This is a genomic window from Larkinella sp., assembly GCF_965227735.1.
Lineage (GTDB): Bacteria > Bacteroidota > Bacteroidia > Cytophagales > Spirosomataceae > Larkinella.
Genome location: NZ_OZ245776.1, coordinates 824938 through 838165 on the forward strand (window position 1 = coordinate 824938; position 13228 = coordinate 838165).

Below are 13228 nucleotides of genomic sequence, written 5' to 3' on the forward strand. Positions count from 1 at the left end.
TGGCAGAGCCACTTCGTTATTCAATATTCATTGTTCGATATTCGTTATTCAGTATTATTCCTTATTCAGAGCGCAATGACTTCACCGGATTCACCAAGGCGGCTTTGATCGATTGGTAACTCACCGTGAGTGCAGCAACGACAAACGTGACCAGTATGGCAATCAGGAAAATCGACGGTCCAATCTGAATGTGGTAAGCGTATTCCTGAAGCCAGGCATCCATGCCATACCAGGCCAGCGGGGCGGCCATGACGAAGGCAATCAGCATCAGCCACACAAATTCCCGCGAGAACAACACGACGATGCTACCCACCGATGCGCCCAGTACTTTCCGAATACCGACTTCTTTGGTCCGCTGAACGGCCATCAGTGAAACCAGCCCGAACAGGCCCAAACCGCCGATGACGATGGCAATTCCAGCAAACAGCCGGAACGCGTTGTACATTTTTTCTTCCTGCGTATATAATTTCGCAATGTGCTCATCCACAAACTCATACCGAAAGATCGATTCCGGATTCAATTCAGTCCAGTCTTTCTCGATAGTCGCCAGTGTTTCACGCAGGTTCTGCGGACGCAGCTTGACGCTCACCTGCCAGAACGCCCGCGAATTGTAGGTCAGCACACAGGCGCGGATTTTTTTATGCTTGGATTCGCTCTGAAAATCCCGGACCACACCGCGAATCAGGGCCGGTTCGCCCGCGAGCCGAAACCGCTTGCCAATGGCCTCGGTTTCGTTCTGAAAACCCAGTCGTCGTATCAGTGTCTGGTTGACAATCACACTACGGGCCGTATCACCCTCCGCCGTTTTGATAATCGGTTCGCCTGCCAGCAACGCCAGCCGATACATCGGAATGTAGTTTTCGTCCACCATTTTAAACTCGACCACATCGTTTTCCGGCATCCCGAGTTCAGGCGCCGAAAAAGGAGCAAAATTGAAATTATAGGCTGGCCCCGCTGACGCAAAACTGATTTGCTCAACGCCGGGATTATTCTGTAATTTCTGCCGGAGAACATCGGCCTTCCCACCCGTACCGAATGATACAATGGCCTCTTTGTCGAAACCCATGTCCTGGTTCTGGAAAAAATCCATCTGGCTGGCCACCACCAGTGTACCGATAATCATCACCTGCGTGATGGCAAATTGCAGGATGACCAGTCCTTTACGGACGGTCATTCCGCCAAACGATGCCTCCGTAGAGCGGGCTTTCAGGGCTTTGATGGGCTGAAATCCGGACTGAACAAAGGCCGGGTACAAACCCGCCAGCAGAATCGTTGACAGGACAACCCCAAAAATAACCACGATCACCTGGGGTTCAATCAGTTGGCTGGCATCGATTCGGATGTTCAACAGCGGTTTGGCCAGAGGCAGAAATGCCCAAACCGCACCCAGGGCCAGAACCGTTGCCAAACCCACCAGCAGGGTGGTTTCACCCAGCACCTGACCCACCAGTTGCCGCCGAAAGGCCCCCAAGGCTTTCCGGATGCCCACTTCCTTCGACCGCCGAACGGCCTGGGCCGTCGCCAGGTTGACAAAATTGATGCAGGCCGTCAGGATAATGACCAGGGCGACACCCGCCAAACCGTAAATGGTTTCTTTGGAACGCGGCATCGTAATCTGGGTGAGGTAGCGTTTATCGAAATGAATTTCCCGTAACGGTTGCAAAATCAGTTCTCCCTTGTCGCGTATCAACTGATCTCCCCAGTTTTTCTGAACAAAAGCTGGCAATCGGGCTTCTACACGCTCAGCCCGTACTTTCTCCGGTAACACCACATAAAGATAGCCGCCATTAATCGACCAGAAATTATTGGTATTAACCTCTTTTCGGATGGTTTCCCACGACACCAGAAAATTAAAAACCAGGTGCGTATTCGGCGGCAGATCTTTCATAATGCCGGTTACGCGTAGATCGTGTTCGTTGTCCAGCCGGATGGTTTTACCCAGCGCGTCCTGATCACCAAAATATTTTCGGGCGATGGTTTCCGTCAAAACGACGGTATTGGGTTCCTGCAACGCGGTTTTAGGGTTGCCAGCCAGCCAGTTAAAATCGAAAACCTGCGGAAAATTTTGGTCGGCATAGGCATAACTTTCTTCCAGATACCGTTCGTTGCCAACCTGAGTCTGGCCTTCTCCCCGGTAATAATATTGGGAAACCTGCTCCATTTCCGGGAAATCAGTGCGAAAAGTCGGCGCAATGGCAAACGAAACGCTTGGATTGTAGTCTAAACCATGAACCGTTACGCGGTAAGTCCGGTCGGCTTTCCGGTTAAACGCATCGTAGGTCAGTTCATTCCGAACGACCAGAAAAATGACAATGCAGGCCGACAACCCCAGGGCCAGGCCCATTACGTTGATGAAAGCGTAACTTTTCTGCTGAAGAATGGTCCGGTAAGCAATCGTAAAATAGTTGCGTAGCATAGCAATCGTTTGCGGTTTTGGAGAATAATCCGGTTTCCTTTTCAAAAATTGGGGTTGCATAAACTTCAGCACTTCCCAGGCATACTGCCAGCGGGCATCCCGCTCCCCAAACAGCCTGGCCCGGCGGACAAACCGCTCGTGCAGATCTCCCTGGATCTCTTCGATCAGGTGCGGAGCGCAAAACCAGGCCAGAAGTCGGCTGGCCCATTGTGGCGGTTTTGGGGGGTTCATAATCGCGGGAATATCGAATAATGAATGTTGATATTTCGAATAATGAAGGAATCGACCCACCTTTCGATATTCGATATTCGGCGTTCGACATTCATTATTATTTATTCATTTCTTCTTACAAACTCACTGCCGGCAGCCCCTGCGGAGAGATCGAATCCCAAAGCTGATCGCGGACGGCGCGGATGTCGTGCAGCGTCCGGCTTCCCAGCACCGTGACCGAAAACAGGCGCTTTCGTCGCCCACCCCGTTCGGCCGTGGCCTCGCCGAGGTGTGACTTTAACATGCCTTTTTCTTCCAGCCGGTGTAAAGCCGCGTGAACGGCGCTGATGCTGACGGCCCGGCCCGTCTGTCGGTCCAGTTCGTCGGTGATGGCCACGCCATAGGCACCGGTTCCTAAAACCGCTACCGTCAGCAACACCACCTCTTCAAACTCGCCTAAATACGATCGTCTCATGGCAAAGAGATATAATTAACTTCTGTAGAACAAATCTGCTGCCAGAAACAAAAAATGGCCCAATCAGGCCATTTAAGCACTTTCCAAAAAAGAACCTGTCCGAATTCGTACACTCCGGTTGTCCGAACCCGAACAGGTTTACGGTTTTCGGTATACGGTTTTCAGTTTACGGTTTTCGGTGGAAGACCGTAAACTGAAAACCGTATACCGAAAACCGTAAACCGCTCTACTTCTCTGCTTTCAGCTCGTAGCGCTGATACGGTTTGTCGATGGTCAGCCAGTAATTCATCGTTTCGCCAGCTCCTTTTACCTGAAGACGGTATTTGCCACTCAGCAAGTGGGTTACATCAAAATAGCGGTTGTAGCCCGCCTGCCGGTTCAGTTCGCGGTAATGAATCAGGTTGGTCGACTCGTCGGTCAGTTCAATAATAACCTGCTTCCGGTCGGGATTGGCAAAATTGATGCGGAGTTTGCCGTACGAATTTACCAGCGGGTTGACCAGAAATTTCGCATTGAATTCCGGCATAACCGACGGCGAATGATCTTCGTAGGCATACACCCGGGAGGTTTTTGACAACCCGGACTCATTGGAAGCCAGCAACTCCGACGAACGGACCTGCGATGCCAGCAACTGGTTGTTCACGACCCGATCCAGCATTTCGTCGAACAGACGAATATTGCGTTTGGTCAATTTGACATACTGGCCCCGCAGCGTTTCCTGATAGACCGGTTCCTGCCGGGCGTTGAAAAACCGGATGACCGTGCTGCGGGTGTTGTAATCAGTCTGGATTTTCCAGTATCCTTTGCTCACATCCGGGCCGGAATGATAATCCGGCTGGGCATAACCGACAAGCGTGCTGAACAAAAGAAGCAGAACCAGGAGGGTTTTGAATCGGTTGGCGGTTTTTTCTTGAACAGTTTTCATGGGAATTGTGCGTGTTGTTTACAGGTTGTTAAATTGGTTGACATTTATTCAATCTTTGCAAAACAAATCTCTTACCAGAATCTAAAACGCCGTTTTGAATGAATAGAGGCCCTTTTTAGATAATCGTACTGTCCGAAACCGTACAAAGTCTGTCCGGTTTTGCGGGCAGTGATTTCTTTCTGCAAAGCAGCGAAATTGCCGGTAAACACGTCAATGTAAGTGACGAATGAGGGGAAAAGTGGGACAGAAAGCCTGTAGAGCCTTTCCAAGCTTTTGGTGTGTCCTCAGGGAATTGCCCGTAGCTGATACGACTGCGGATTGGCCTGAATGATTAACCGGTAGGCATACCGCTTTTGTGTTCCTTCTACTTCAAACCGGAACTTTCCTTCCGGCAAACGGGTCAGATTCAGCGTCCGGTTGTAGGCTGGAACCGAGTTTTTTTCCTTGAACACATATCGCCCCTGATCGTCAAGCAACGCAATGAGCATCGGCTCCTGCCGAAGATTCACGACGTGAACTTTTAGCCTGCCGGTGCTGCTGATGGCGACATCGGAGCGCAACGGATTGACTTCCAGGGTTTCTTTAGGTGATGCCAGTATGTAAAATGTAGAAACCGGAGTTGACAACGGCGTCGACACAACGTGATAAGGCTCACTGCTGCTGGTGGCCACTAACTCATGACTTTTGACTTCGGCCGACAGCAATTGGTTGGTCGACAGCCGCTCCAGCATCGTGTCGAACAAGCGGATGTTCCGATTCGTCAGTTTTACATACCGGTTCGACAGCGATTCTTCATAAATCGGTTCATGCCAACGGTTAAAAAAACGGATCCTGGTTTGCTGGGTCGTGACGTCGGTCTGAATTTTCCAATATCCCCTGGCCGAGTCGGTTCTGGCATAATAATCGGACTGGGCGGTCGCCGTCAAACCGTACAGGAAGAGACTTACAACCAGCCAATTCTGGCATCTGCGGACTGTTTTTTGAAGGAGGGTTTTCATGATTTGTGCATTTGTTGTTTACGAGAGATAAAAGGGCAAAGTATTATTTCAATGTTTGCAGAACAAATCTGTTGCCAAACCTGATAAAGTCTGCTTAATCGATCAAAATCACGGTATTTGCGTTTAGGTTGAAGGCGACGCGTCCATTAGTGGACACCTTTTGTCCCGGAATGGACAGTAGAGCAAGGTTCTCCGGGCCGGTTTGATGCGTATACCCCATAGAGGAGCAAAAAGCGGTCACCGTTGCATGAACAACGTCCGGCCTTTCTGATTTTCGCGTAAGTTTGCAGCATGAAGATCCTTTCACTGACCGAATTAAATCAGGAACAATACCTGGCCGCTCAGGCTCTCGAAATAAAATGCAAGGCTGATGATGGGTTGATGGGCCACATTCACTGGGATAAATCCATGAATTATTTCCAGTCGATGTGCCACTGGTTTCTACTCTACAAAAATGACGTGTTGATGGGCCTTTTATCGGCTTTTGCTCCAACGACCAGTGTGGTTGAATTTTGCGGCTATACGCTTCCCAAAGCCCGGCGGAAAGGTTGCTTTTCGACCCTGCTCGAAGTGGCTGCGGACGCAGCCCGAAACTACGGCTACGAGCACATGCTGCTGATTACGGAACGGGCTTCCGAATCGGGACAGGCCTTCGTCAGGCAGTTGGGAGCCACCTATTCCAACACCGAGTATCAATTGCGCTGGGAACCGCTGCCGTCGGTGGTGCTTCCGGTTTCCGCGCCGGCAATTCACCTCGTCAAGGCCGGTTTGGCGGACCTGGAACCGTTGTCGAAATTGAGTCAAACGATCTTTGGGGGCACCGTAGACGAAGCCCGTAAGCTCCTGGAAACCACCATCACAACGCCCCATCTGACGCAGTATATTGCCACGCTGGACGGAAACCCGATCGGCATGGTGGCCATTAATTTTGTGCAGAACGACGCCTGGATTATTGGTTTAGGCGTTTGCCCGGCGTTTCAGGGGCGGGGAATCGGCAAAACCATTTTGTTCCGTATTTTGGACATTCTACAGGAGTCCATAGCCGAAACCATTCTAATCGAAGTAGACTCCGGCAACGAACCGGCCCTCAATCTGTACCAGAAATCCGGTTTCACGATTCAGATGGGCCAGGATTATTTCCGGTTACCGCTACGGTAACGATGCTCTTACACAGAGTTGATCGGAGGACATCAGAGGGAATCAGAGTTTACAATAATTTCTCTGATTCCCTCTGATGTCCTCCGATCAACTCTGCGAAACAACTCCTCTCTAAAACTCACTGATTCGCGTCTTTGCCCTCTTCCAGTTTCTTGATCATCGCCGTGACGCCATTCTTATTCAGCTCGTTCGGTGCCTGGGGCAGAGCCGCCTTCAGGTAGGGCAACGCTTTTTTGAAATCGCCGAGGGCCGACAACCCCCTTCCCATTCCGACGTTGGTCGTAAACTGGTTCGGGTTCTTGTCGTAGTTCACCTTAAAAACCGCGTATGCATCTTTCGTCCGGTTTTGCTGAAGCAGCGTGCGGGCATACTGATGGAGTTCGTTCAGGTTGCCCATCGGAACGGCTTCCTTCATCACCGCATCGGCGTTGGCCTGCTGGTTGAGAGCCGTCAAAACCAGGGCTTTCGTGCTGAGTGTCTGGAAGTTTTTCTGACCAATGAACGGCAAACCAACGGCCTGATCGGCCCAGACCAGCGCCTGATCCAGATTGGTTTTGTTCTGGAGGCAATACGTAGCCGCCTGAACGTACGACTGCCACGTAAAGCCCTGCGAATTGCGCAATTCGTTTTTAAAAGACGCTAACTGAATCTTCACCACATCGGCTTCAACCTTAAATGGGATCTGGCGTTTTTCCCACGAAAGTGCCACCGTTGCCGCGTTGTCCGTTTGGTCGATGAACTCGTATTTGAGCCACTCCACGCTCTTTTCCAACGGCTGGTTTTTGACCGTTACACGCAGCGCGTCCTCCGACGGTTCGTAGAAAAAGCTACCCCAGGACGTCGAATTTTTGGAGAAAATAACCGTTGTTTCGGCCTCGCCCAATATCATGTGCAGCCCGTACGTTCCGGCGGGGAGGTCTTTGCCCTCGACTTTAACATCATTCGAAAACGAAATGAGGGTATTTTCGTTGGCACCTGCCCGCCAGGGAGCGGCTTTGCTGGTGCCGAAACCGAGGTCCACCAGCCCGTAATGGGCTACCGGTGTTCCCCAAACTTTTCCCTCCCGCCCTTTCAGACCGGGGCGGCTGTAGTGAATGGCGATTTTTGTCAGACCAATTTGCTCCGAAACGGAGGCTTTTCGGTTGCCACCGTCGGGGATGGCGGTGAGTTGCTGGGCGGAAACCAGCGTTGCATTGAGAGCCAGAAGGAATAAGATAAACCGTGCTTTCATGGTGTTGTCGATAAAGTGTTTACCGTCAAAATAAACGCATGAAAACCGGGTGTAGCTCCCGCACTCTGGGGGATTTTAAAGCGCGTTACACAGGGTTGATCGGAGGACATCAGAGGTAATCAGAGTTTTAAATTATTTCTCTGATTACCTCTGATGTCCTCCGATCAACCCTGTGTAACAACGCTTTTTACTCTGAAACCTCCCGCTCCACCAACCGCTCGGCCATCGGCAGCAACGTTTCTTCCAGCGGCAGACGACGTTTCGATTCCACCATGAACGTGGCCGGGTTGGGCAGGAACGGCCGACGGCGGATCAGTTCCAGTTTCAGCGTTTCGTAGGTCCGCCCGACGCCCTTCCGCACGGAGTCAATGTAGCGCGTCCGGATTGGCTGACGGCCGGTTTGCGTCGTCGACAGGGCCAATCCCGGCAGGGCCAGGCCCGTCCAGGTCAGGTTGAAATAATAGATATGGGTCTGGGAATGCGACGACCAATGGAGGAAAATGTAGCCTTCATCCCGGCGCAGCGGCAACATGCCGACGGGAGTCAGCGTTAAAGTCGCGGCCAGTTCATCGGCCATTTCCTGCCCTTTCGTCAGGGTGTGACCAAACCGGGGCAGGGCGAAATTCATGATGGAGTCGATTTCTGACATATACTCATCGTCTTCCTGCCGGGACTGGTACCGTACCGTAAGACTTTCGGGGTCAATTCCGGTGGCGTCCTTGGGGAATGAAGCAGAAAGCGTACCTTTGCGGTTCCGAAAACGGAGACCGGTCTCGTAATGATCCCGCAATTCCGTCAGGTCAGGGTATAACTTTTTGTCAGAGAAGTGTTGCTGAACGTTTTGCAGATAGGCCAGAACGACAAATTTTTTGTACTCTAAATCAATCAGTCCTTGCGTCAACCAGTCTTTCTGAAGTTTTTTCATAGTGAAAACGAATGAAGAACAGACAGTCTTGTTGTTTAGTAAGTTAACGAAAAATCCCAATCTGCCAAATAGTGTTTGGCGTTTTTTTTCTCCGACCAAAAAGGCTTTGCCCTAACCCATTGATTACCAAACTGACATCATAAATCGGAAATTTTGTCAGTATTACCAGAAAAAAGTGGTCTGGCACAATAAGTGACCAAAATCGACCGTCAGTTCGACAGTATGCGGTTCGCCGTTGCAACGGTTTGCCGATACCGTCGAACATCTAATCAAGCATAAAACAATTTAACTTCTAAAACACAAGCCCATTATGGAAGCACTAACGGAAAGTAAAGTAAACGTAAGACCGTTGGCTGACCGGGTGCTGGTTGAACCAGCTCCTGCTGAAGAAAAAACCGCATTTGGTATCATCATTCCCGACACCGCCAAAGAAAAGCCACAACGCGGAACGATTGTCGCCGTTGGCACGGGCAAGAAAGATGAGCCTCTGACCGTTCAGGTTGGCGATACCGTTTTGTACGGTAAGTATGCCGGTACCGAAATCACCGTTGAGGGCAAAGAATACCTCATCATGCGTGAGTCGGACATTTTTGCCATTATCTAAGGTTCTCCCGCCAGCCCCGATTCAGTTTAATCTGACACTGGCTGCCCGGAAACCCGTTTGCATTACTCGTTAAAACCATTAATTCCTTTTCACTCATGTCTAAGAAAATATTTTTTGATATCGACGCCCGCGATCGGATCAAGAAGGGTGTTGACACCCTCGCCGACGCTGTTAAAGTAACGTTGGGACCCAAAGGCCGGAACGTTATTCTGGATAAGAAATTCGGCTCACCGGCCATCACCAAAGATGGTGTTACCGTTGCCAAAGAAATTGAACTGAAAGACGCCATCGAAAACATGGGCGCTCAGTTGGTGAAAGAAGTCGCTTCCAAAACCGCTGACTCAGCCGGTGATGGAACGACGACCGCTACCGTTCTGGCCCAGGCGATCTACTCGATCGGGGTGAAAAACGTAGCGGCCGGTGCCAACCCGATGGACCTGAAACGCGGTATCGACAAAGCGGTTATTGCCGTTGTCGACAACCTGCGTTCACAATCCCGCGCCATCGAAACGTCGAAAGAAATTGCTCAGGTAGCAACGATCTCGGCCAACAGCGACGAGGAAATCGGCCAGATGATTGCCGATGCCATGGAGAAAGTGGGCAAAGAAGGTGTGATCACCGTTGAAGAAGCGCGTGGTACGGAAACGGAAGTAAAAACCGTTGAAGGGATGCAGTTTGACCGCGGTTATCTGTCGGCTTACTTCGTGACCAACACCGACAAAATGGAAGTTGAACTGGACCGTCCGTTTATTCTGATCTCGGAGAAAAAAGTTTCTTCGATGAAAGAATTGCTGCCGGTTCTGGAGCAGGTTGCTCAAACTGGTCGTCCGTTGCTGATCATCGCTGAAGATGTCGATGGTGAAGCACTGGCTACGCTGGTTGTCAACAAAATCCGTGGTGCCCTCAAAGTGGCCGCTGTGAAAGCTCCGGGCTTTGGCGATCGCCGGAAAGCCATGCTGGAAGACATTGCTATCCTGACGGGTGGCCAGGTCATTGCCGAAGAGCGTGGTTTCAAACTGGAAAACACTTCTATTGAATTTTTAGGCACTGCCGAAAAAATCATCATCGACAAGGATAACACAACTGTTATCAATGGTGCAGGTGAGAAAGAAGATATTACGGGCCGTGTCAACCAGATCAAATCACAGATCGAAAACACGACTTCTGATTACGACAAGGAAAAACTGCAGGAACGTCTGGCGAAACTGTCGGGCGGTGTAGCGATTCTGTACATCGGTGCTGCGACCGAAGTAGAAATGAAAGAAAAGAAAGACCGCGTTGATGATGCCCTGCACGCAACCCGCGCTGCGGTTGAAGAAGGAATCGTGGCCGGTGGTGGTGTTGCTTTCATCCGGACCATCAAGGCTTTGGATGCGGTTGAAACCCGCAATGAAGACGAAAAAACCGGTGTAAACATCATCCGTGTTGCGCTGGAATCTCCGCTGCGGACGATTGTTTCCAACGCCGGTGGCGAAAGCTCCGTGGTTGTGAACGCGGTGAAAGCCGGCGAAGGCGACTACGGCTACAATGCCCGCGAAGATCGTTACGAAAACATGGTGGAAGCCGGTATCATCGACCCGACGAAAGTAGCCCGTCTGGCGCTGGAAAATGCCGCTTCGATCGCTGGCCTGTTGTTGACCACCGAATGTGTGATCGCCGACGAACCGGAAGAAGCACCGGCTGGTGGTGGTGGACACGGTCACCCAGGTGGTATGGGCGGCATGATGTAATCATCCCTCCCCTTACGCATACCAAAGCCCCCGGCAGTCTGTCGGGGGCTTTTTTGTTTTTTTTCTTCTGCCAATCGCACATCCAGGCGGTTCGATGACGCATTTCAAACAAAAGAATACAAAAACAAACTAGCACCCTAAACCCTAAAATGATATAATTTTCCGGCTATTAAGTTTTAAAATGCCGACCTATTTTTACGTTTACTATTTTTTACTTTCGTTTATTTTGTAAATTGCTTCGATTTATAAGATTACTGGTACCCGAAAACCGGTAATTCCCTCAATCATTGCCCTTACCTCACTATGAGCAAAAAAGAAAGCGCCCCCATCAGTCTGGGTGTTATTATCGGAAACCGTGACTTTTTCCCGGATCGGCTGGTGGCCGAGTCGCGGGTTGAAATCATCGACATCCTGAAAAGCCAGAACGTCAATCCCATTTTACTGGAAACGGAAGAAACCAAACTGGGCGGTGTCGAAACGTTTCAGGATGCCCGGAAATGTGCGGATTTGTTCAAGAAACACCGCGACGAAATCAGTGGCATTCTGGTTATTCTGCCCAATTTCGGCGATGAACGGGGCGTTGCTGAAACCCTGAAACTGGCCGGCTTGAGCGTTCCGGTGCTGATTCAGGCCTACCCCGACGATCTGAACAAACTGGATGTGGCCCGCCGACGGGATTCGTGGTGCGGAAAGATTTCGGTTTGCAATAACGTCTACCAGTTCGGCATCAAATACACGCTGACCACCAAACACGTCGTGCATCCAACCGATCCGAGTTTTACGCAGGATTTGCAGAATTTCATCGGGGTTTGCCGGGTCGTGCGGGGTTTGCAGAAAGTCCGGATCGGTGCCGTGGGTGCCCGGCCCGGCGGATTCAATACCGTTCGTTACAGCGAAAAAATCCTCCAGCGCCACGGCATTTCGGTGGTGACCGTCGATTTGTCCGAAATTCTGGGCAATGCCAACAAACTGACCAAAGACGACAGCAGCGTCAAAAACCGCCTGGAGGCCATTAAAGCCTACACACCAACGGGCCGCACCCCGGATGAGAAGCTGGTGCAGATTGCCAAACTGGACGTGGTGCTGAACGACTTCGTGGAACAGAATTCCCTCGATGCCACCGCCATCCAGTGCTGGACCTCCATTCAGCAGAATTACGGCTGCAACGTCTGTACCAGCATGAGCATAATGAGTGAAAACATGCTGCCGAGTGCCTGCGAGGTCGACGTGACGGGAACCCTGAGCATGTACGCCATGCAACTGGCCTCCGGTTCGCCCAGCGCCCTGGTCGACTGGAACAACAATTACGCCGACGACGAAAATAAGTGCGTGCTGTTTCACTGTGGCAACTGGGCGAAGTCGTTTTTACCGGACATTGAAATTAGTACCGCCCCGATTCTGGGAACCAGCGTCGGGGAAGAAAATACGTACGGAGCCCTGTCGGGTCGCACTCCGGCCTCTCCCCTCACCTTCGGCCGCATCAGCACCGACGACTCCAAAGGCATCATCAAAGCCTACATCGGCGAAGGCCGTCTGACCGACGATGCGTTGAATACGTTCGGAAACCGGGCGGTGGCCCAAATTCCGAATTTGCAGGGACTCATGCAGTACGTTTGCCGTAACGGTTTTGAACACCATGTGGTGATGAATGCCTCCAAAACCGCCGGGATTTTGAAAGAAGCCTTTGAAAACTACCTGGGTTGGGACGTGTATGAACATTGAGAAACCATGACTGAACAGGAACTAGCCCGCAAGTCCGTCGACTACCGCCGGAAGATTCTCAAGTACATCGTCGAAGCGAAAGCCGGGCATACCGGAGGAAGTCTGTCGTGCGTGGACATTCTGAATGTGCTGTATAACCACGTTCTGAACGTCGGCCCGGACAACTTCAAGTCGCCCCTCCGCGACCGGTATATTCAGAGCAAGGGCCATACGGTGGAAGCCCTGTACGTCGTATTGGCAGACAAAGGTTTTTTTCCGGAAGCGGATTTGATGACCCTGTGCAAATACGGTTCGCATTACATTGGTCACCCAACCCGCAAAGTCAACGGCATCGAGCAGAATACCGGTTCGCTGGGACACGGCCTGTCGCTTAGCGTCGGAACCGCCCTAGCTGCCAAACTGGACGGACTCTCCTACCGGGTTTTCACAATGCTCGGCGACGGCGAATTGCCCGAAGGTTCCAACTGGGAAGGGGCGCTGTTGGCGTCTCATTACAAGCTTGATAACCTCTGCGCCATCATCGACAACAACGGTTTGCAAATCTCGGGAGCCACGACCGACGTCTGCAATACGGACCCGATCGACCGGAAATTTGAAGCATTCGGCTGGGAAGTCCGGCACGTCGACGGACACGATTTGGGAGCGTTGAAGGAAACCTTTGCGGTTTTGCCTTTTACGGTCGGCAAACCCAGCCTTGTGATTGCGCACACGGTCAAGGGTCGGGGCATCAGTTACATGGAAAACCAGTTAAAATGGCACCACGGTGTGCCGAATCCCGATCAATATACCCACGCGCTGGAAGAATTGGCGGAGGCTGAGGCTGTTCTCCGCTGA

General features: G+C 51.4%; 11 protein-coding genes. 5 read left to right on the forward strand and 6 right to left on the reverse strand.

The window, feature by feature from the left end:
- Positions 1-61: 61 nt before the first annotated feature.
- The 4 genes from ACO064_RS03315 to ACO064_RS03330 all read right to left on the reverse strand — a co-directional run bounded on the left by ACO064_RS03315 (position 62) and on the right by ACO064_RS03330 (position 5024).
- Positions 62-2647: an ABC transporter permease gene (locus ACO064_RS03315; protein ID WP_421825990.1), complete on the reverse strand. Its 2586-nt coding sequence runs from the start codon at positions 2645-2647 to the stop codon at positions 62-64.
- A gap of 115 nt (positions 2648-2762) precedes the next feature.
- The gene (locus ACO064_RS03320; protein ID WP_114407927.1) at positions 2763-3101 is read right to left on the reverse strand and encodes a PadR family transcriptional regulator; all 339 of its coding nucleotides are present in this window, start codon (positions 3099-3101) and stop codon (positions 2763-2765) included.
- A gap of 226 nt (positions 3102-3327) precedes the next feature.
- Positions 3328-4026: a hypothetical protein gene (locus ACO064_RS03325; protein WP_421825991.1), complete on the reverse strand. Its 699-nt coding sequence runs from the start codon at positions 4024-4026 to the stop codon at positions 3328-3330.
- Positions 4027-4310: 284 nt separating this feature from the next.
- On the reverse strand, positions 4311-5024 hold the full coding sequence (locus ACO064_RS03330) for a hypothetical protein (RefSeq protein WP_421825992.1): 714 nt from the start codon (positions 5022-5024) through the stop codon (positions 4311-4313).
- A 291-nt stretch (positions 5025-5315) separates the two neighbouring features.
- Between ACO064_RS03330 and ACO064_RS03335 the strand changes: the two genes are divergently transcribed.
- Complete coding sequence (locus ACO064_RS03335) at positions 5316-6182, forward strand: GNAT family N-acetyltransferase (protein ID WP_421825993.1); 867 nt, start codon at positions 5316-5318, stop codon at positions 6180-6182.
- A gap of 118 nt (positions 6183-6300) precedes the next feature.
- Here the strand turns inward: ACO064_RS03335 and ACO064_RS03340 are convergent, their stop codons facing one another.
- Both ACO064_RS03340 and ACO064_RS03345 read right to left on the reverse strand, forming a co-directional pair.
- Positions 6301-7413: a DUF2911 domain-containing protein gene (locus tag ACO064_RS03340; RefSeq protein WP_421825994.1), complete on the reverse strand. Its 1113-nt coding sequence runs from the start codon at positions 7411-7413 to the stop codon at positions 6301-6303.
- Between the two features lie 187 nt (positions 7414-7600).
- On the reverse strand, positions 7601-8338 hold the full coding sequence (locus ACO064_RS03345; protein WP_421825995.1) for a hypothetical protein: 738 nt from the start codon (positions 8336-8338) through the stop codon (positions 7601-7603).
- A 310-nt stretch (positions 8339-8648) separates the two neighbouring features.
- On the opposite strand from ACO064_RS03345, the gene ACO064_RS03350 reads away from it, so the two are divergent.
- The 4 genes from ACO064_RS03350 (at position 8649) to ACO064_RS03365 (ending at position 13228) form a co-directional block, all read left to right on the forward strand.
- Positions 8649-8942 carry a co-chaperone GroES gene (locus ACO064_RS03350; protein ID WP_114407921.1) on the forward strand — a complete coding sequence of 98 codons (294 nt, stop codon included), beginning with the start codon at positions 8649-8651 and terminating at the stop codon, positions 8940-8942.
- Positions 8943-9037: 95 nt separating this feature from the next.
- Positions 9038-10672, forward strand: a complete 1635-nt coding sequence (gene groL, locus ACO064_RS03355) for a chaperonin GroEL (RefSeq protein ID WP_421825996.1) — start codon at positions 9038-9040, stop codon at positions 10670-10672.
- A 303-nt stretch (positions 10673-10975) separates the two neighbouring features.
- Entirely contained in the window at positions 10976-12394 is a 1419-nt protein-coding gene (locus ACO064_RS03360; RefSeq protein WP_421825997.1) for an L-fucose/L-arabinose isomerase family protein, read from the forward strand.
- Between the two features lie 6 nt (positions 12395-12400).
- Positions 12401-13228 (forward strand): transketolase, encoded by an 828-nt coding sequence (locus ACO064_RS03365; RefSeq protein WP_421825998.1) that lies wholly within the window; start codon positions 12401-12403, stop codon positions 13226-13228.

Bases quoted from the DNA above. Each gene is read 5' to 3' on its own strand.
- ACO064_RS03315 (WP_421825990.1), bottom strand. From the start codon at position 2,647: ATGAACCCCCCAAAACCGCCACAATGGGCCAGCCGACTTCTGGCCTGG.
- ACO064_RS03320 (WP_114407927.1), bottom strand. From the start codon at position 3,101: ATGAGACGATCGTATTTAGGCGAGTTTGAAGAGGTGGTGTTGCTGACG.
- ACO064_RS03325 (WP_421825991.1), bottom strand. From the start codon at position 4,026: ATGAAAACTGTTCAAGAAAAAACCGCCAACCGATTCAAAACCCTCCTG.
- ACO064_RS03330 (WP_421825992.1), bottom strand. From the start codon at position 5,024: ATGAAAACCCTCCTTCAAAAAACAGTCCGCAGATGCCAGAATTGGCTG.
- ACO064_RS03335 (WP_421825993.1), top strand. From the start codon at position 5,316: ATGAAGATCCTTTCACTGACCGAATTAAATCAGGAACAATACCTGGCC.
- ACO064_RS03340 (WP_421825994.1), bottom strand. From the start codon at position 7,413: ATGAAAGCACGGTTTATCTTATTCCTTCTGGCTCTCAATGCAACGCTG.
- ACO064_RS03345 (WP_421825995.1), bottom strand. From the start codon at position 8,338: ATGAAAAAACTTCAGAAAGACTGGTTGACGCAAGGACTGATTGATTTA.
- ACO064_RS03350 (WP_114407921.1), top strand. From the start codon at position 8,649: ATGGAAGCACTAACGGAAAGTAAAGTAAACGTAAGACCGTTGGCTGAC.
- groL (WP_421825996.1), top strand. From the start codon at position 9,038: ATGTCTAAGAAAATATTTTTTGATATCGACGCCCGCGATCGGATCAAG.
- ACO064_RS03360 (WP_421825997.1), top strand. From the start codon at position 10,976: ATGAGCAAAAAAGAAAGCGCCCCCATCAGTCTGGGTGTTATTATCGGA.
- ACO064_RS03365 (WP_421825998.1), top strand. From the start codon at position 12,401: ATGACTGAACAGGAACTAGCCCGCAAGTCCGTCGACTACCGCCGGAAG.